Genomic DNA, 19,764 nt, shown 5'->3' on the forward strand with positions numbered 1-19,764 from the left:
TATGCTATCAGCTCTTGATGAAAATGGACGCTTGATTTCACTCTTAGATGGTATTCCTAAAAAGCAGGCTTTTACTTGCCCAGCTTGCCATATGCCAGTGCGCTTAAAAAATGGCAGTATTATGCGTCCACATTTTGCTCATGTGTCTTTGGAGAATTGTGATTTTTATAGTGAAAATGAAAGTGACGAACATCTTGGGTTAAAGGCGGCGCTCTACCAGTCTCTTTCGCAGACTGAGAAAGTAACTGTTGAAGCTGTTTTACCAGATTTGCATCAGGTGGCTGATCTTTTAGTAAATGACAATTTGGTTTTGGAAGTGCAGTGTTCACGTTTGTCAGAAAAACGTCTTAAGCAAAGGACAGCAGCCTATCATCAGGCAGGTTTTAAGGTTTTATGGCTTTTGGGAGAAAAGCTGTGGCTTGGAAGGCGCTTGACGCCATTGCATCGACATTTTTTGTATTTTTCACAAAATATGGGATTTCACTTGTGGGAGCTTGATGTTAAGCAAGGTCTTATTAGATTACGTTATTTGATTTATGAGGATAGGCGTGGAAATCTTCATTACCTGACAAAGACTTGTCCTTTTTCGGGTAATGTCATGGCATTTCTTCGCTTGCCTTATCAAAAGCAGAAGCTTTCAATGTATGAAGTCAAACAAGATCAAGCTTTATTATGCTATATTCAGAGGCAATTGCTAGCTAGAAATGCTTCTTGGTTGAAAAGGCAGGAAGAGGCTTATTTGCAAGGGAAAAATCTTCTCACACTGCCTTTGTCAGCTTTTTTTCCGCAAGTTAGGCCCCCAGAAACTAAGGCTGGTTTTTGTCAAATTTTACAAGATTTATCAGACTTTTATGAGACCTTCAGGTGTTATTATCAAAATCAAAGTGAAAAAGGTGTTCAAAAACTTTACCCACCAGCTTATTATGGTAGAATGGTTAATAATATCAAGAAAAGGAGAACATAATGTCAGATAATCGTAGTCATATTGATGAAAAATACAAATGGGATTTGAGCACAGTCTTTGCGACAGATGAGGATTGGGAAGCAGAATTAGCAGAGCTTGATAGTGCTTTAGAAGACGCTAAAAAATACAAAGGTCACTTGACACAATCAAGTCAAGAATTGCTAGCAATTACGGAAGATTATCTTGCTTTGTCACGTCGTTTGGAAAAAGTTTATGTTTATGCGTCGATGAAAAACGACCAAGATACCACTGTAGCAAAATACCAAGAATATCAAGCAAAAGCGACAGCCCTTTATGCTAAATATAGTGAGGTATTCGCATTTTACGAACCAGAATTAATGCAATTATCATCTGAAGATTTTGCTACTTTTGTATCTGAGACCCCTGCTTTGTCAGCTTATGCGCATTTCTTTGAACAACTTTTTAAACGTCAAGCGCATGTCTTGTCTCAAAAAGAAGAAGAGCTCTTAGCTGGTGCACACGAAATCTTTGGTGCTGCTGGTGAAACCTTTGAGATTTTAGATAACGCGGACATTGTTTTTCCAGTCGTTTTAGATGATGAAGGTAATGAAGTTCAGTTAACGCATGGTAATTTCATCAGTCTTTTGGAATCAAAAAATCGTGATGTTCGAAAAGCTGCTTACGAGGCAATGTATGCGACTTATGAACAATTCCAACACACTTACGCTAAAACTTTGCAAACAAATGTTAAAGTTCACAATTATGATGCGCGTGTCCATCATTTCAAATCAGCTCGCGAAGCGGCTCTTTCAGCTAATTTCATCCCTGAATCAGTTTATGATACTTTGATTGACCGCGTAAATGCGCATTTACCATTGCTTCATCGTTATGTTGAACTTCGTAAGAAAATCCTTAAATTAGATGATTTGAAAATGTATGATATTCACACTCCGTTATCTGAAATGGATATGAGTTTCACTTATGAAGAAGCATTGAAAAAAGCAGAAGAAGTATTGGCTGTTTTTGGTAAAGATTATTCTGATCGTGTTCACCGTGCTTTTACAGAACGTTGGATTGACGTTCATGTCAATAAAGGAAAACGCTCTGGAGCTTATTCAGGTGGAGCTTATGATACTAACGCCTTTATGTTATTGAACTGGCAAGATACACTTGATAACCTGTTTACTTTGGTACATGAAACAGGTCACAGCCTTCATTCGACATTTACACGTGAAAACCAGCCATATGTGTATGGTGATTACAGTATTTTCTTAGCTGAAATTGCTTCAACAACTAATGAAAATATTTTGACAGAAACATTGTTGAAAGAAGTAAATGATGACAAGGCTCGTTTTGCAATTTTGAATCATTACTTAGATGGTTTCAAAGGGACTATTTTCCGTCAAGCGCAGTTTGCTGAATTCGAAGATATTATCCATAAAGCAGACCAAAATGGTGACGTCTTGACTAGCGAATATCTTAATAATCTTTACGCAGAGTTGAATGAGAAATATTACGGGCTTAGCAAAGAAGATAACCCAGAAATCCAATATGAGTGGGCACGTATCCCGCATTTCTACTATAATTACTATGTTTACCAGTACGCTACAGGCTTTGCAGCAGCAAGCTATTTAGCTGATAAAGTGGTTCATGGCACTCAAGCTGATATTGATCGTTATCTTGATTATCTTAAAGCAGGAAATTCTGACTATCCACTAAACGTCATTGCAAAAGCAGGTGTGGATATGACAAGTAGTGATTATTTGGATGCAGCCTTCAAAATTTTTGAAGAACGTTTAAATGAATTGGAAGCTTTGGTCGAAAAAGGAGCACACCTTTAAAATGCTTTATGAGGTTGGATATTCCAGCCTCGTTTTTTATGTTATAATGGAAAAAAATTTGGAGGTGCTAGTATGGAAATTAGGAATCTAGATGTTAATGATGAAGCGGCTTACCGAGCTTATCAAACAGCTTTAGAAAATGACGATAACCCCTTTATCACGACACGTGAGATTGGTGATTTTAAAACCTTTGTGGAAAATAGCAGAGCGCAAGAAACACAAGCTACTAATCCTGATTATTCAACGATGACTACCTATTATGCCTTTGTGAATGGAAAAATTGCTGCGCGTATATCTTGTCGATGGCAGCTGGAAAAGGGTAATCTTGCGACGATTGGTGGACATATCGGCTATCAAACCTTACCAGAATTTAGACGACAAGGTATCATGACCAGGCTTCTCAGCTTTGCTCTTGAGCAATATGACAGACGTGGCATCAATCCTGTACTTATCACAGCGCGTGAGGACAATATTGCCAGTCGTAGAACCATTGAAAAAGCTGGCGGTATTTTGGAAAATATTATTGACCTAGAAGATGGGTATCGTCTAGCGCGTTATTGGATTACCTTGGACTTGGAGAATTCAGATTAATATTGAAATGAGGAGATAGAAGTGACAACTTTGATTTGGGATTTTGACGGAACTTTAGTGGATTCATATGAAGCGATTGGAGAGGCTTTGAAAGTCACTTATGCGCATTATGATTTGGTTTTTGATGAAGAATGGGTCATGGATTTTATCATTAAAGAATCCGTAAAAGCTTTGCTTTTTCAAGTGGCGAAAGAGCAAGAATTAGATTTTGCGGAGTTATCAGCCTTTTTTAAAAAAGAGCAGGAAGCGCGTGACCACATGATAAAACCAATGCCACATTTGGCAGAGGTGCTTAAACAGACAAAACAAATGGGCATGACTCATTTTGTCTATACGCATAAAGGAATTACAGCCAATGATGTTTTAGAAAGACTTGGGGTGCGTCAGTATTTCACAGAAGTAGTGACTTCAGCAAACGGTTTTGCTCGTAAACCAGAACCAGAGGCTATTAATTATCTTATTAAAAAATACGCCTTAGACAAAGCAGACACTTTTTATGTTGGTGACCGTCGAATTGATGTTGAAGCGGCTGAGAATGCTGGTATTAAGTCCATTAATCTTGGACAACCATCATCAAAAATGAATCAAAATATTGCTGATTTGTCAGATATTATCACCCTTTTTAAAGGGTAAAATAAAATGCTGCCTATTCACATCGGCTTTATTTTGCTATATAATAAGAGTTATGGTTAAATCATATTCAAAAACAGCAAATCACAATATGCGACGTCCCGTTGTTAAAGAGGGAGTCGTGCGTTATATGCGAACACGTCAAAAGCAAAATGAAGGCTTTTTAGCTGAATTGGAAGCTTTTGCACACCAAGAAAATATTCCAATTATTCAACACGAAGTGGTAGCTTATTTCCGTTTCTTATTGCAAACTTTGCAGCCTAAGAATATCTTGGAAATTGGAACTGCAATCGGCTTTTCAGCTCTTTTGATGGCAGAAAATGCACCGGAAGCTAAAATCACAACTCTGGACCGTAATCCAGAAATGATTGCTTTTGCTAAGGAAAACTTTGCCAAGTACGATACACGTAAGCAAATCACTTTGGTTGAAGGAGATGCAGTTGATACCCTATCAACCCTTGAGGGAGAGTATGACTTTGTTTTCATGGATTCAGCAAAATCAAAATATATTGTCTTTTTACCAGAAGTGTTAAAACACTTAAAAGTTGGTGGTGTTGTTATCTTTGATGATGTTTTCCAAGGTGGCGATATTGTCAAACCAATTGAGGAAGTACGTCGTGGACAACGTACCATTTATCGTGGACTTCAACGACTTTTTGACTCAACTCTTGACAATCCAAACTTAACGGCAAGTCTTTTACCACTTAGTGACGGATTGCTAATGATTCGCAAAAATGCTGAGGATGTCACACTTTAAAATTAAGCAACATTTAAGTTAATATGGTATACTAATGGAGTTAAAGACAAATTAAGGAGTTTAATATCAATGGCAAAAAAAGAAAAATCTGGATTTACAAAAATGATCCAAAGCAAGGCCTTTAAAGGCGTTTCTATTGCCGTAGCATCAGCACTTATTGGTGCAGGCGTTACTTACCTTGCGACAAACAGCAACTCTGAAACTAAAGCTCTTGTTACTATGAAAGGTAACACAATTACAGTTTCTGATTTCTACAGCGCAGCTAAAAGTACATCATCATCTCAACAAACAATGTTGAATTTGATTTTGTCACGTGTCTTTGAAGACCAATATGGTGATAAAGTTTCTGATAAAGACGTTACAAAAGCTTATAACACAACAGCTTCATCATATGGTTCATCATTCTCAAGTGCTCTTCAAGCAGCTGGTTTGACAACTGACACTTACAAACAACAAATCCGTACATCAATGCTTGTAGAATATGCTGTTAAAGAAGCTGCCAAAGATAAATTGACAACTAAAAACTACAAAGAAGCTTACAAAGATTACAATCCTGATACAACAGCTACAGTTATTGCATTGACTGATGAAGACAAAGCTAACTCAGTTCATGATCAAGCGACAGCAGAAGGTGCTGATTTCGATAAAATTGCTAAAGATAACACAACAGCTAAGAAAACTGAATACACATTTGATTCTGCAGATACAAAACTTCCAACAGATGTTATGAATGCAGCCTTCAAACAAGATGAAGGGTCAGTATCAGATGTAATCAAAGTGATGAACTCATCTACATATTCATACACTTACTACATCGTTAAAACAACTAAGAAAACAGAAAAAAATGCTGACTGGAAAACTTATAAAAAACGTTTGAAGAAAATCATTATGGCTAAATACCAAAATGACACAAACTTCCAAAACCAAGTTATCGGTAAAGCCCTTGATAAAGCTAATGTGAAAATTAAAGATCGTAGCTTTGCAAGCATCCTTTCACAATATGCTACAAGCTCATCATCATCTTCAAAAGCTTCATCAAGTTCTTCTGCAGCAAGTTCATCAAGCTCAACAGAAGCATCTTCAATAGAAGAATCAAGTTCTACAGATTCAGCTGAATAAGTTACTTGACCAGTCGCTTAAAATACAGTACAATTAAAAGGATTGAGAATCGTTTTTAAAAATTCAGATTCAGAAAAGTGGCGGTTGCTGCGAGCCATGGATGAAGTTAAAAATGTGCTACTCATGATTTCTAGTTTTTGAATTTTGGTGACAAGGTCACTAACAAAGAATGTCAGAAAAACAATTTAACAATAAATGAAGAATGACAAGTTCATTGAAAAGAGGTGGTACCGTGGCGAATGTCACCCTCTGTAAGATGGACTTGTCGTTTTTTTGCCCTTGTTTAAGTAGCATTAAAGAAGATGATGTCAATCTATGGCAAGCGTTAAAATCGCTTAGTAAGAAGAAAAGGAAAGATGTAATGAAACAATTGACTAGTGCGCAAGTGCGCCAAATGTGGTTAGACTTCTGGAAATCAAAAGGTCACTCTGTTGAACCTTCTGCAAACTTGGTCCCTGTAAATGACCCAACTTTGTTGTGGATTAACTCAGGTGTTGCCACACTTAAAAAATATTTTGACGGATCAGTAATTCCAGAAAATCCACGTATCACAAATGCTCAAAAAGCTATCCGTACAAACGATATTGAAAACGTTGGTAAAACAGCTCGTCACCACACAATGTTTGAAATGTTGGGTAACTTCTCTGTTGGTGATTACTTCCGTGATGAAGCTATTACTTGGGGATTCGAATTGTTGACAAGCCCAGAATGGTTTGACTTCCCTAAAGATAAACTTTACATGACTTATTACCCAGATGATAAAGATACTTACAACCGTTGGATTTCACTTGGTGTTGAACCAAGCCACTTGATTCCAATCGAAGACAACTTCTGGGAAATCGGTGCTGGACCTTCAGGACCAGATACTGAAATCTTCTTTGACCGTGGAGAAGACTTTGACCCAGATCACGTAGGTATCAAACTTCTTGCTGAAGACATTGAAAACGACCGTTATATTGAAATTTGGAACATCGTGTTGTCACAATTCAACGCTGATCCAGCTGTTCCACGTTCAGAATATAAAGAATTACCACACAAAAACATTGATACGGGTGCTGGTTTGGAACGTTTGGTTGCCGTTATGCAAGGGGCTAAAACAAACTTTGAAACTGACCTCTTCATGCCAATCATTCGTGAAATCGAAAAATTATCTGGTAAAACTTATGATCCAGATGGCGACAACATGAGCTTTAAAGTTATTGCTGACCACATTCGCTCACTTTCATTTGCTATCGGTGATGGTGCTCTTCCAGGTAATGAAGGTCGTGGATACGTGCTTCGTCGTTTGCTTCGTCGCGCAGTTATGCACGGTCGTCGCCTTGGCATCAACGAAACATTCTTGTATAAATTGGTTCCAACTGTTGGTAAAATCATGGAATCATACTACCCAGAAGTACTTGAAAAACGTGAATTTATCGAAAAAATCGTACGCCGCGAAGAAGAAACATTTGCCCGTACAATCGATGCTGGTTCAAACATGCTTGATCAATTGTTGGCTGATTTGAAAGCAGCTGGTAAAGATACTGTTGAAGGTAAAGATATCTTCAAATTGTACGATACATATGGATTCCCAGTTGAATTGACTGAAGAATTGGCTGAAGACAAAGGATTCAAGATTGACCACGCTGGCTTTGAAGCTGCTATGAAAGAACAACAAGAACGTGCTCGTGCAAGTGTTGTTAAAGGTGGTTCAATGGGTATGCAAAACGAAACATTGTCAAGCATCACTGAAGAATCAGTCTTTAGCTATGAAGAAGAAGTTCTTGAATCTACATTGTCAGTTATTATCGCTGATAACGAACGTACTGAAGCTGTTTCAGAAGGTCAAGCTTTGCTTGTCTTCGCTAAAACACCATTTTATGCTGAAATGGGTGGTCAAGTAGCTGACCACGGTGTTATCAAAAACGATAAAGGCGACATCGTTGCTCGTGTGATTGATGTTCAAAAAGCACCAAATGGTCAAGCTCTTCACACAGTTGAAGTACTTGCAAGCTTGTCAGTTGGTACAACATACACACTTGAAATTGACGCTAAACGTCGTCACAGTGTTATTAAAAACCACACTGCAACTCACTTGCTTCACGCAGCTCTTCATCACGTTATCGGTGACCACGCTACTCAAGCTGGTTCTCTTAACGAAGAAGGATTTTTGCGCTTTGACTTCACTCACTTTGAAGCAGTAACTGCTGATGAATTGCGTCAAATCGAAGAAGAAGTTAACCAACAAATCTGGAACGCTATCCCTGTTGTTACTGTCGAAACTGATATTGATACAGCTAAATCAATGGGTGCTATGGCCTTGTTCGGTGAAAAATACGGTAAAAACGTACGTGTCGTAACAATCGGTGACTACTCAATCGAACTTTGTGGTGGTACACACGTTTCAAATACAGCAGAAATTGGAATCTTCAAGATTGTCAAAGAAGAAGGTATCGGTTCAGGAACTCGTCGTATCCTTGCTGTAACTGGTAAAGAAGCCTTTGAAGCATACCGTCAAGAAGAAGAAGACCTTAAAGCAATTGCTGAAACTCTTAAAGTGCCTCAATTGAAAGAAGTTACTAAGAAAGTAGTAAGCCTGCAAGAACAATTGCACAAATTGCAAAAAGAAAATGCTGAATTGAAAGAAAAAGCAGCAGCAGCACAAGCTGGTGACGTCTTCAAAGATGTTAAAGAAGCAAACGGTCTTCGCTTTATCGCTAGCCAAGTAACTGTTTCTGATGCAGGTGCCCTTCGTACATTTGCTGACAACTGGAAACAAAAAGATTATTCTGACGTTCTTGTATTGGCAGCAGCTATTGGTGAAAAAGTCAATGTTCTTGTAGCAAGCAAATCAAAAGATGTCCATGCTGGTAACTTGATTAAAGCTTTGGCACCAATCGTATCAGGTCGTGGTGGTGGTAAACCAGACATGGCTATGGCCGGTGGTTCAGATGCTGCTAAAATCGCTGACCTTCTTGCAGCAGTAGCAGAAAATCTTTAAGATGACATCAAAAAATATCTTTCTAAAACTCGCTATTGCTTTAATCAGTATGACTATAGCAATTCTTATCTGTGTTCTTATTTCTGATAGTTTACAAAAGCAAGTGAATTGGCCACTTTTGGTTATTCTCTTTGCAGAATGTAGCCTACTAAATAGTTTGATTAAAGCATTGCGAGAAAGAAAATAAACAAAAGAAAGCTCACCTGGAGGTGGGCTTTTTTGGTTAATGATGATATGGTAAAATATTGGTATATTTTTAGAAATTTGGGAGCTGGAGATTTACGATATGAGAAAACTATATTCGCCATTTTTTCTAACGATTTTAGGGTTATCTTTTTTATTATTACTATTTCCAACTGCACGAAAAGATGTGATGGTTAGCTACTTTAGTATCATGGTTGCGAATGTTTTTCATGAATTAGGGCATCTGATAGTTGGCTACTTAAATGGAATTAAACCTTCTTATTTGATAGTTGGCTTTATCAAATTTGATTTTGAAAATGGATTTCGTGTGAGATTTAATGATAACTGGATGTATTATGGTGGTATTTATCGCTACAAGGTTACAAATTATCCAGAAAGAGCCATTCTAAAATTATTAGTTGGTGGTCCATTATTTAGTTTGATTGGTTCTTTGGTTTTATTTTTGAAACTAGATATACTAACAGTCTTTGGCTATTGTAGTTTTTTACTCTTTTTAATAACTGCACTTCCTCTGAATTTTTTTGGTCTGTGTAATGATGGTTTTAAAAGTTATAAGTTGTTAGTGAGAGATAATTTATTTCTTTTATATCAAAACGTCTCTAACCAATTATTGCAAGAATATAGTGATGAGACTTTTGATGAAGTTTCAAAAGTTTGTAGCATTCTAGAGAGTCAAAACGTTCCTGATTATATGATCAATACATTTTTATTGTATCTGATTTATGCGTGGTTATTACAAGGAGAAGTAGCGCAGGTTAGAAATCTTTACCAAAGATTGACTGAGATGGAGCCAAGTAATCAGTTTAACCGAAATTATTACTATTGCTTACTAGTAACTTTAGAATCCTTAATGTACAAAAGGATGTCCAGAGATTTATTTGCTAAAGTTAATCTGGATAAATTGGATAAGATTAGCCAAAAGCGTCTGCGTTATTTATCATGTCTTTATCTGGAAAGAGGACAAGGTATAAGTGAAAGTAAGTTAGTATTTCAAGAAGTTTTGGCATTGTATAATAAACCAAATTCAATTTTAGTTCAAGCAGAACAATGTTTTTTAGCATAAAATATCCCGAAAGCTCACCTGGAGGTGGGCTTTTTTGGTTATAGTTTTTAACTATCAAGTCCATTTAAAATAACTATTTTACGAGGGCTTAGCAGACTGTTATAATAGTCACTAAGATTTCAGAAAATTTTCATAGCAGATAGAATCGAGGAAATCATGAAAGTTTCACTAATTCAGATGTCTATTCAGGAGGCCAAGCCAAAGCAGAATATCCAAAATGTCTTGGCATTATTGGAAAAAGCTCTGCTTGATGAGCCAGATGTGATTGTTTTGCCGGAAATGTGGAATACAGGCTACGCATTGGACCAATTGTTAAGTGTAGCTGATGAGGATGGACAAGAAACAAAAGCTGTATTAGCTGCCTTTGCTAAACAGCATCGTGTAAATCTGGTAGCAGGGTCTGTTGCAACAAAGAAAGAAACAGGCTTTTTTAATACGACCTATGTTTTTAATCGGGATGGAAAGATACTGACTGAATACGATAAGGTACATTTGTTTGGCTTAATGTCAGAAGATGAGTATTTACAATCAGGCAGTAAAGAGAGTGCTTTTGACTTAGATGGTGTCAAAGCTGCTAGTGTCATTTGTTATGATATTCGTTTTCCAGAATGGGTGAGAACCTTGATGGCAAGTGGAGCTAAGCTTTTATTTGTCGTTGCTGAATGGCCAGAAGCGCGTGTAGAACAATGGGAAATTTTACTGCGTGCGCGTGCGGTTGAAAATCAAGCTTTTGTTGTTGCGGTCAATCGTGTGGGTGATGGTCTTGCTGATCATTTTTCAGGGCATTCTTTGGTGATTGATCCTTTAGGGAAGGTGATTTTGCAGGCGCCAGACAATCAAGAAGGTATTTTTACGGCTGACCTTGATTTAACAGAGGTTGAAAAAATTCGAGGTCACATTCCAGTTTTTGAAGACCGCAAACCAGATTTGTATCATTAAAAGGGGGCATTAGGGTGTTTTCACAATCAAATATTTTACAAGAATTACCAGAACAGTTTTTTGCTAGTCTTGTCGCAAAAGTCAATGCTAAGGTGGCTGAAGGTTATGACGTTATCAATCTTGGACAAGGAAATCCAGATCAGCCAACTTACGATTACATTGTGGAGGCTTTGATTGAAGCGGCTAAAAATCCAGCTTCTCATAAATATTCGCAATTTCGTGGGAATGCAAATTTTAAAGAAGCGGCTAGTCAATTCTACAAGGAAAATTATCAGGTAAGTCTTGACAGTGAAAAGGAAATTTGTGTTCTTGGTGGTGCAAAGATTGGTTTGGTTGAGTTTCCTTTAGCAATGATGAATCCAGGAGACTTGCTATTGTTGCCAGACCCAGGTTATCCAGACTATCTTTCTAGTGTTGCATTAGGGAAAATCGAATATGAAACCTTCCCTTTGAAAGCTGAAAATAACTTCTTGCCAGACTTGTCAGCTATTCCAAAAGAAGTGGCAAAACGTGCTAAATTTATCTATGTTAATTACCCTAATAACCCAACGGGAGCTGTGGCGACAGCAGAATTCTATGAGGAATTGGTTGCTTGGGCGAAAAAATACAAGGTCGGTGTTGTTAGTGACTTTGCATACGGGGCTTTGGGAGCAGACGGTTACCAAAATCCAAGCTTTTTATCAACACCTGGAGCAAAAGAAGTTGGTATTGAACTTTACACATTTTCGAAAACTTTTAACATGGCAGGTTGGCGTTTGGCATTTGCTGCAGGAAATGCTGAGATGATTGAAGCTCTTAATCTCCTACAAGATCACCTCTTTGTTAGTATTTTTCCGGCAATCCAAGACGCTGGCGCTGTAGCCTTACTAGATAAAAAAGCGAAGTCAGCCATCGCTGAGTTAAATCACAAATATGATGAACGTCGTCATGCTTTTGTTCAGGCAGCAGAGAGAATTGGATGGCGTGCCTTTGACTCAAAAGGATCATTTTATGCTTGGATGCCTGTGCCAAAAGGTTATGATAGTGAAAGTTTCGCAGATTTACTGTTAAATGAAGCTCATGTAGCGGTCGCACCAGGAAAAGGTTTTGGTGAAGCAGGAGACGGTTATGTCAGAATCGGTTTATTGGTCGAACCAGAACGTCTCATTGAAGCTGTCGAACGTATCGGTAAATTGGGATTATTTGGCAAATATTAGGGAAGATTAATCTGAAAAGATCTACTAAAAGATAATTGTGATATAATGAAAGCGTTAACTATGAAGTCGAAAAGGAGAGCTTTATATGAAAAGTAGATTCAGAAGCTTGCTTTGGTTACGTTGGCAGTTCATGTTGAGCAACAAACTATTTTTATTTGTTGTTTTATCTCCAGTCTTTGATATGGCTTTATTTGCGAATTTACTTAGTTTTACAGATAATGTGGGTTTCATTGGTATGGGACTCAACATGATATATAGTATTACAGCTGGTTCTTTTGTTGCTACTATGATTTCAGAAGAAAAAGAAAAGAAAAATTTAAAGACTTTGATTTTGTCAGGTGTGAAACAGTGGGAATATATATTATCAGTTATTTTTTTTCCAATACTATTTTCCATGTTTTCTGGTATTTTTATACCAATACTATTTCACGTTAAAAGTATTAATTGGGTAATATTTATTACGATAACCGGATTGACAATTATAGTTTTTATTTTACTTAATTTATTAATTGCACTATTATCGAAGAGTCAGAGTCAAACAATGGTATTGAGTCTTGGTTTATTTTTGTTAGCAACTTTTATGCCAATTTTTGCTATAGAAATAAAAGGAATGGATAAAGTAGTTGATTTATCATTTATCGGGGCAAATGATAGGTATTTAAGGGAGTTGCCTAATTACCAATTATTTGATAAAACCTTTATTGCTTTATTGATATGGATTTTATTGACTTCAATTGCCCTTTATTTTGCTTATAAGAAAAATAGAAAAATTGACTAGTTTTATTAGCCAGTCAATTTTTTTGCAGTTTACGACGGAAAAACGACTGTTTATGACATGAACGTTTGGGCTTGAGGTTTTGTGCTAGAATGGAAATAATATTTAACAAGATTGGGAGAACGTTATGGCTAGGATTACTGTTCAAAACTTATCAAAAAAGTTTAAGGATACTGTAGCATTGGATGATGTGTCATTTAGTGTGGCAGAGGGGGAGATTTTTGGATTTCTCGGTCCCTCGGGTGCTGGTAAAACAACGACGATTAATATTTTAACGAATCAATTAAAAGAAGATAGTGGTATCGTTGAGATACTTGGTAAAAAGCCTGAGGAAATCACGCCTGATGATTATTTGAAAATGGGAATCATGAGTGATACGGTGGGCTTTTATGAAAATATGACTGTTTATAAAAATTTAGAATTTTTCGCTCGTTTCCATGGTGTTCCAATGGTTAAAGTTGATGACTTATTGAAACGTCTTGATTTATATGAAGACCGCAATAAAAAGGCTAAAAAAATCTCAACAGGTATGCGTCAGCGTCTTTTGCTTATCCGTGCGATTTTACATGAACCTGAGATAGTTTTTTTAGATGAGCCAACATCTGGTATGGATCCAACTTTATCTCAAAAAGTACATCAGTTATTGTTGGAACTAAAGGCTAAAGGTATTTCGATTTTCTTGACAACTCATAACATGCAAGAAGCCACAAAATTATGTGATAAGATTTCTTTATTGAATAAAGGCAAGATTTTGGAATATGGTAGCCCTGAAGAGATTATCTCAAAATATCGTGTTGATGATAATGTTCACCTTCTTTACAAAAATGGTGAAGAGAAAGTTGTTCCAAGAGACGAGGTAGCTGGCTATCTTAATTCAAATGTGGTCAGTATGCATACAGCAGAGCCTGATTTGGAAACTATTTTTATTAAATTGACAGGAGAAAAATGGCATGGGGAATAATAGATTTATGAGTTTACTTTGGTTACGCTGGCAGTTCATATGGAGTAACAAGCTTTTTCTTATTTCAATCATATCTCCAGTTTTTTATATGTGGTTATTTGGCGCTTTTTTTGATTCTGATATCAACAAATTCCTTGTTGGAATGGGACTTAATATGGTTTATAGTTTTACAGCGGGTTCTTTTGTCTCTACCATGATTTCAGAAGAGAAAGAAAAGAAAAATTTAAAAAGTTTGATTTTATCGGGTGTTAAACAAGGAGAATATATCACGACAGTTATTATTTTCCCAATTATTTTTTCTTTGCTTGCAAGTATTTTAATTCCAATTTTGATGCAGATTAAAGACATGGAATGGTGGAGCTATTTAGTTGTTGTTAGTCTAACAAGCCTTGTCTTTATTTTATTAAATCTTTTAATTGCTTTTTTGGCTAAGAATCAAACCCAAACAACTGTTTGTAGTCTCACTCTAGTGCTTATTGCAAGTTTTTTGCCAATATTTTCTGAATTTGCTAAGTCTGTTAGGACAGTCATGGAATATTCTTTTATCGGAGCAAATGCCAAATATTTTAAAGAATTATCAGATTACCAATTAACAGATAAAACTATTTTCGTATTATTTGGTTGGATTGTTTTAACTTCGATTGCTCTTTATTTTGCTTACCAGAAAAATAGAAAAATTGATTAATATCCATAAATTTGAAAAATAGTGAAAGCATGAATGAAAATTCGTGCTTTTTTAATATTTTATGCAAAAAACACTTGACTTATGAATAAATATACTATAAAATTGTATACATATTTATTCAAGGAGTGTATATTATGAGAGTGTCGATTGTTGGTATCACTGGATACAGTGGTCTAGAATTAGTTAAATTATTGAATAATCATAAAAAAATTACGATTGCTTCGATTCATGCAACTAAGGAAATCGGTCGACGATTGTCAGAGTTATACCCTTACTTAGTTGGTGTATGTGACTTGGTCATCGAAGAATTTGATGCTCAAAAAATCATGGCAAAATCAGATTTAGTCTTCTTTGCCACTCCAAGTGGTGTGGCTAGTAAATTAGCGCAGCCATTTGTTGAGGCTGATTTTCCAGTCATTGATTTATCGGGAGACCATCGCTTGCCAGCTTACCTTTATGAAAAATGGTATAAAAAAACACCAGCAAGTGATGAGGCTCTGAATAAATTTACATATTCTTTAGCTGAATTCACAGATGTTAAGGATAAGAAATTTATTTCAAACCCAGGGTGTTACGCGACAGCAACAGAATTAGCTTTGATTCCTTTGCTAAAAGCGGGTGTGGTTGAAGAAGATTCAATCATCGTTGATGCTAAAAGTGGTTTGACAGGTGCTGGTAAAGCTCTTTCTGAATCAAGTCACTTTGTTAATGTTCATGATAACTATGTGACATACAAATTAAACCGTCACCAGCACATTCCAGAAATTGTGCAAGAGTTGAAGTTGTTCGATGACAAGGTTAATCACATTCAATTTTCAACATCACTTTTGCCAGTTAATCGCGGTATCATGTCAACGGTTTATGTTAAGTTGAAAAAGCCACTAACAAATGCAAATCTTTTTGCTATCTATGAAGATTCTTACAAAGATACGCCTTTTGTTCGTGTGCAAGATGATTTACCAGAATTGCACAATGTGATTGGCTCAAACTTTACAGACATTGGTTTTCTTTACAATGAAGTGACTAATGTACTGACAGTAGTATCTGTTATTGATAATTTGATTAAAGGTGCTGCTGGTCAAGCTGTACAAAATCTTAACCTCATGAATGGCTGGGATGAAACAGAAGGTTTATTGATTTCACCGAATTATTTATAGAAAGGGAAGGACGCTTAAAGTATTTTTGAAAGAATGAGTTTGCTTTAAGTGTTTCAGGTATAGAAAATGAAAGTTATTGAAGGTAATGTTGCAAGCCCGCTTGGATTTTCAGCAGATGGATTACATGCTGGGTTTAAGAAAAGAAAATTGGATTTTGGTTGGATTGTTTCAGAAGTTCCAGCAAGTGTAGCGGGTGTTTATACTACTAATAAAGTTATCGCAGCGCCATTGATTGTGACACGCCAGTCTGTTAAAAAAGCTAAGAAAATGAAAGCTATCGTTGTTAACTCAGGTGTTGCTAATTCTTGTACTGGTGTCCAAGGGATGGAAGATGCTTACACTATGCAAAAATGGACAGCTGAAAAGCTTGGTGTTGAACCTGATTTGGTCGGTGTGGCATCTACTGGTGTTATTGGTGATTTGTTACCAATGGATACACTTAAAACTGGTCTTTCAAAACTTGTTGTTAATGGAAATTCAGATGATTTTTCAAAAGCTATCCTAACAACAGATACCATGGTTAAAACTGTTGCGGTCACAGAAAGCTTTGGACGTGATGAAGTAACCATGGCAGGTGTGGCAAAAGGTTCAGGAATGATTCATCCTAACATGGCAACCATGCTAGCTTTCATCACTTGTGATGCTAATATTTCAAGTGAAACTTTACAACTAGCCCTTAGTCAAAATGTTGAAACAACCTTCAACCAAATTACAGTTGATGGAGATACATCAACAAATGATATGGTTCTTGTCATGTCAAATGGTTGTACTTTGAACGAAGAAATTTTGCCAAATACACCTGAATTTGATAAATTCTCAGCCATGCTTAATTATGTCATGCAAGAATTGGCTAAAATGATTGCTAAAGATGGTGAAGGGGCAAGCAAACTCATTGAAGTAAAAGTCAAAAATGCTCCAAATGCCCTTGATGCCCGTATGATGGCTAAAAGTGTTGTGGGTTCAAGTCTTGTTAAGACAGCGATTTTTGGTGAAGATCCTAACTGGGGACGTATTTTAGCGGCTGTCGGTTATGCGGGTGTTGATGTACCCGTAGATAACATTGACATTTATCTAGGCGATGTTCCAGTCATGCTAAAATCAAGTCCCGTTGAATTTGAAGCAGAAGAGATGCAAGATGTCATGCACGAAGATGAGATTACTATCACTGTTGATTTGCATGCGGGTGAAGCACAAGGAAAAGCTTGGGGTTGTGATTTGTCATACGATTACGTGAAAATCAATGCCCTCTATCGTACATAAAGGGATAAGACTATGAAAGATACAATTGTGATTAAAATTGGTGGCGTTGCTAGCCAAAACTTGTCGCAAGACTTTTTAGCACAAGTCAAAAAATGGAAAGATGCCCATAAAAATTTGGTCATTGTGCATGGTGGCGGCTATGCTATTAATAGATTAATGGAAGATAACCAAGTACCAGTTAAAAAAATCAATGGTCTTCGTGTAACCAGTCAATCTGATATGAAGTTGGTCAGCTATGCTCTTCTTCACATGGTTGGTGAAAATTTGACTAAAAAATTAAACCAATCATCTATTGATAGTATTCAGTTGCTATCAAATATCAAAAGAGTGGTGACAGCTGATTTTCTTGATAAGGAAACTTATGGTTACGTTGGTGATGTCTCACATATTCAGACACCGATTTTGGAGCAAATGCTTGATAATCAAATGTTGCCAGTACTTGCTTCAATTGGTTATTCAAAAGAAGGCGATATGCTCAACATCAACGCTGATTATTTAGCAACAGCGGTTGCGATTGCCTTGAATGCTGAAAAATTGGTTTTGATGACAGATGTGAAAGGTGTTTTGGAAAATGGTGAAGTGCTTGATAGCCTGACTTCGAAAGAATTTCAAGAAAAGATCGATCAAGGCATTATCACTGGTGGCATGATTCCAAAAATTGAATCAGCTGTCAATACCGTTTTAGCAGGTGTTGGTGAAGTATTGATTGGCGACAATCTTGTAACAGGAACTTCAATCATCAGCTAAAACTTAATGTAAATGGGAGAAAGAAATGACGAAACTATTTCAAAATTATAAACGTGCAGCAATTGAATTTGTCAAAGCTGAGGGAAATTATCTTTTTGACCAAGATGGGAAAAAATATCTAGATTTCTCCACTGGAATTGGTGTCACAAATCTAGGTTTTCACCCACAAGTTAAGGCAGCTTTGCAAAAACAATCTGAAGAAATTTGGCATACACCTAACTTGTACCTTAATTCTTTACAAGAAGAGGTGGCTGGCAAATTAATCGGTGACAAAGACTACCTGGCTTTCTTTGCCAATAGCGGTGCAGAAGCAAATGAAGCAGCCATTAAAATCGCTCGTAAGTCCACTGGTAAGCAAGAAATTATTACCTTTGTCAATTCTTTCCACGGTCGTACCTTTGGTTCCATGTCAGCGACTGGTCAAGATAAAATCAAGACTGGTTTTGGTGATGGTGTGCCACATTTCAGCTACGCTACTTACAATGATTTGGACAGCGTTAAAGCTTTGGTAACGGAAGATACGGCAGCTGTCATGTTAGAATTAGTTCAAGGAGAATCAGGTGTTCGTCCAGCTGACAAAGCCTTTGTGACAGCTTTGAGTCAATTCTGTCAAGAAACAGGAATTTTACTGATTGTTGATGAAGTGCAAACTGGTATGGGACGTACTGGTAAGCTCTTCTCATTTGAGCATTATGGTATTGAACCAGATATTTTCACCTTGGCTAAAGGTCTTGGAAATGGTGTTCCCGTTGGTGCCATGATTGCCAAAGAAAAACTTGGTTCAGCCTTTTCATATGGTAGTCACGGTTCAACTTTCGGTGGTAATAAATTAGTCATGTCAGCAGCCTCAAGCGTACTGGATATTATGCTGGCTGACGGTTTCTTACCACAAGCACTTGAAAATGGTAATTATTTGCAAACGGAATTGAAAAAAGTCTTGGCTGACAATCCTAAAGTGACTGACGTTCGCGGTCTTGGCTACATGATTGGGATTGAAACCGGTGAAAACCTAGCGGACTTGGTTGAAAAAGCGCGTGACAAAGGATTAGTTGTTTTAACAGCTGGTACTAATGTTATCCGTCTTTTGCCTCCATTGACTTTGACAAAAGAAGAAATCGACCAAGGTGTAGCCATTTTGGCAGATGTTTTTGCATAAAATTGTTTGAGGCTGAGACCAAGTTCTCAGCTTTTTTAGGTTGACAAATTGTGTGCAATTGTATAGAATTTTCTAATAATAGAAGAGGTGAAAAAATGGCTAAAAAAGTTCTTGTTGTTTCAGGACACCCTGATTTGAAAAATGATTCTTTGGCAAATAAAACCATTTTAAAAGAAATTAAAAAGCTCTACCCAGAAGTTGAATTGGATATTTTGAGCAATTTGTATCCTGATTATCAGATTGATGTGGCTGCTGAGCAAGATAAGCTTCGTTGGGCGGATGTCATTGTTTTCCAATACCCGCTTTATTGGTACATGACCCCATCTTTGATGAATAAATGGATTGAAAAAGTTTTTGTGCATGGTTTTTCTCACGGGTCAAATGGCAATGCCTTGAAAGATAAATACTTGATTGCATCTTTGACGACTGGTGCAGGAGAAGCAGCATATAGTGCTGAATCTGGTACAACGATTGAAGATCTTTTAGTACCAATTCGTTTGACAGCTAAATTGACACAGCTTAACTTTGTTGGTCATGTTGTCACACATGGTGTGTCTTATTCACTGCGTGAGGACGCTGACAAAACCCAAGAAATGATTGCAAAATCTCAAGCACATGCTAAAAAACTGGTAGAAATGATTGAAAGTTTGTAGGAAATAAGGCTCGGTTTTATTAACCGGGTCTTTTTTTGACAAAAATCATGTTCTTTTTGACAATTATCTTTGTATTTTTGACAAATATCCTTGTCATTTTTAAGAGTTAGTGCTATAATCAATTC

The 19,764-nt window shown here is 36.8% G+C and carries 19 protein-coding genes; all 19 read left to right on the forward strand.

Going from position 1 to position 19,764, the window contains the following annotated elements:
• Position 1 precedes the first annotated feature (1 nt).
• The 19 genes from BLP98_RS03420 (at position 2) to BLP98_RS03510 (ending at position 19,639) form a co-directional block, all read left to right on the forward strand.
• Complete coding sequence (locus BLP98_RS03420; RefSeq protein ID WP_074481925.1) at positions 2–964, forward strand: competence protein CoiA; 963 nt, start codon at positions 2–4, stop codon at positions 962–964.
• Positions 964–2,766, forward strand: a complete 1,803-nt coding sequence (pepF, locus tag BLP98_RS03425) for an oligoendopeptidase F (RefSeq protein ID WP_074481926.1) — start codon at positions 964–966, stop codon at positions 2,764–2,766. The genes BLP98_RS03420 and pepF overlap by 1 nt, the downstream gene beginning before the upstream one ends.
• 72 nt (positions 2,767–2,838) lie before the next feature.
• On the forward strand, positions 2,839–3,357 hold the full coding sequence (locus BLP98_RS03430; protein WP_074481927.1) for a GNAT family N-acetyltransferase: 519 nt from the start codon (positions 2,839–2,841) through the stop codon (positions 3,355–3,357).
• Between the two features lie 21 nt (positions 3,358–3,378).
• Positions 3,379–3,990, forward strand: a complete 612-nt coding sequence (locus BLP98_RS03435; protein ID WP_074481928.1) for an HAD-IA family hydrolase — start codon at positions 3,379–3,381, stop codon at positions 3,988–3,990.
• Positions 3,991–4,042: 52 nt separating this feature from the next.
• Positions 4,043–4,744, forward strand: coding sequence for an O-methyltransferase (locus BLP98_RS03440; RefSeq protein ID WP_074481929.1), 702 nt, complete (start codon positions 4,043–4,045; stop codon positions 4,742–4,744).
• Between the two features lie 69 nt (positions 4,745–4,813).
• Complete coding sequence (locus BLP98_RS03445; RefSeq protein ID WP_074481930.1) at positions 4,814–5,863, forward strand: peptidyl-prolyl cis-trans isomerase; 1,050 nt, start codon at positions 4,814–4,816, stop codon at positions 5,861–5,863.
• Between the two features lie 361 nt (positions 5,864–6,224).
• A complete protein-coding gene (gene alaS, locus BLP98_RS03450) occupies positions 6,225–8,843 on the forward strand; it encodes an alanine--tRNA ligase (protein ID WP_074481931.1) in 2,619 nt (872 codons plus the stop codon).
• 49 nt (positions 8,844–8,892) lie between these two features.
• The gene (locus tag BLP98_RS03455) at positions 8,893–9,030 is read left to right on the forward strand and encodes a peptidase (RefSeq protein ID WP_234792782.1); all 138 of its coding nucleotides are present in this window, start codon (positions 8,893–8,895) and stop codon (positions 9,028–9,030) included.
• A 99-nt stretch (positions 9,031–9,129) separates the two neighbouring features.
• Positions 9,130–10,110: a site-2 protease family protein gene (locus BLP98_RS03460; RefSeq protein WP_200795909.1), complete on the forward strand. Its 981-nt coding sequence runs from the start codon at positions 9,130–9,132 to the stop codon at positions 10,108–10,110.
• 156 nt (positions 10,111–10,266) lie between these two features.
• Positions 10,267–11,049 carry a carbon-nitrogen family hydrolase gene (locus BLP98_RS03465; RefSeq protein ID WP_074481933.1) on the forward strand — a complete coding sequence of 261 codons (783 nt, stop codon included), beginning with the start codon at positions 10,267–10,269 and terminating at the stop codon, positions 11,047–11,049.
• Between the two features lie 14 nt (positions 11,050–11,063).
• A complete protein-coding gene (locus tag BLP98_RS03470) occupies positions 11,064–12,245 on the forward strand; it encodes a pyridoxal phosphate-dependent aminotransferase (protein ID WP_074481934.1) in 1,182 nt (393 codons plus the stop codon).
• Positions 12,246–12,330: 85 nt separating this feature from the next.
• Positions 12,331–13,023, forward strand: a complete 693-nt coding sequence (locus BLP98_RS03475; protein ID WP_074481935.1) for an ABC transporter permease — start codon at positions 12,331–12,333, stop codon at positions 13,021–13,023.
• Positions 13,024–13,147: 124 nt separating this feature from the next.
• Complete coding sequence (locus BLP98_RS03480; protein WP_074481936.1) at positions 13,148–13,981, forward strand: ABC transporter ATP-binding protein; 834 nt, start codon at positions 13,148–13,150, stop codon at positions 13,979–13,981.
• Positions 13,982–14,069: 88 nt separating this feature from the next.
• The gene (locus BLP98_RS03485; RefSeq protein ID WP_327084536.1) at positions 14,070–14,666 is read left to right on the forward strand and encodes an ABC transporter permease; all 597 of its coding nucleotides are present in this window, start codon (positions 14,070–14,072) and stop codon (positions 14,664–14,666) included.
• Between the two features lie 134 nt (positions 14,667–14,800).
• A complete protein-coding gene (gene argC, locus BLP98_RS03490; protein WP_074481938.1) occupies positions 14,801–15,823 on the forward strand; it encodes an N-acetyl-gamma-glutamyl-phosphate reductase in 1,023 nt (340 codons plus the stop codon).
• A 66-nt stretch (positions 15,824–15,889) separates the two neighbouring features.
• Positions 15,890–17,083 carry a bifunctional ornithine acetyltransferase/N-acetylglutamate synthase gene (argJ, locus tag BLP98_RS03495; RefSeq protein WP_074481939.1) on the forward strand — a complete coding sequence of 398 codons (1,194 nt, stop codon included), beginning with the start codon at positions 15,890–15,892 and terminating at the stop codon, positions 17,081–17,083.
• A gap of 12 nt (positions 17,084–17,095) precedes the next feature.
• Positions 17,096–17,830 carry an acetylglutamate kinase gene (argB, locus tag BLP98_RS03500; RefSeq protein WP_074481940.1) on the forward strand — a complete coding sequence of 245 codons (735 nt, stop codon included), beginning with the start codon at positions 17,096–17,098 and terminating at the stop codon, positions 17,828–17,830.
• Positions 17,831–17,855: 25 nt separating this feature from the next.
• On the forward strand, positions 17,856–18,986 hold the full coding sequence (locus tag BLP98_RS03505; protein ID WP_074481941.1) for an acetylornithine transaminase: 1,131 nt from the start codon (positions 17,856–17,858) through the stop codon (positions 18,984–18,986).
• 95 nt (positions 18,987–19,081) lie between these two features.
• Entirely contained in the window at positions 19,082–19,639 is a 558-nt protein-coding gene (locus BLP98_RS03510) for an NAD(P)H-dependent oxidoreductase (protein WP_074481942.1), read from the forward strand.
• Positions 19,640–19,764 lie beyond the last annotated feature (125 nt).

It is taken from the genome of Streptococcus equinus, assembly GCF_900104225.1.
Classification (GTDB): Bacteria; Bacillota; Bacilli; order Lactobacillales; family Streptococcaceae; genus Streptococcus; species Streptococcus equinus_D.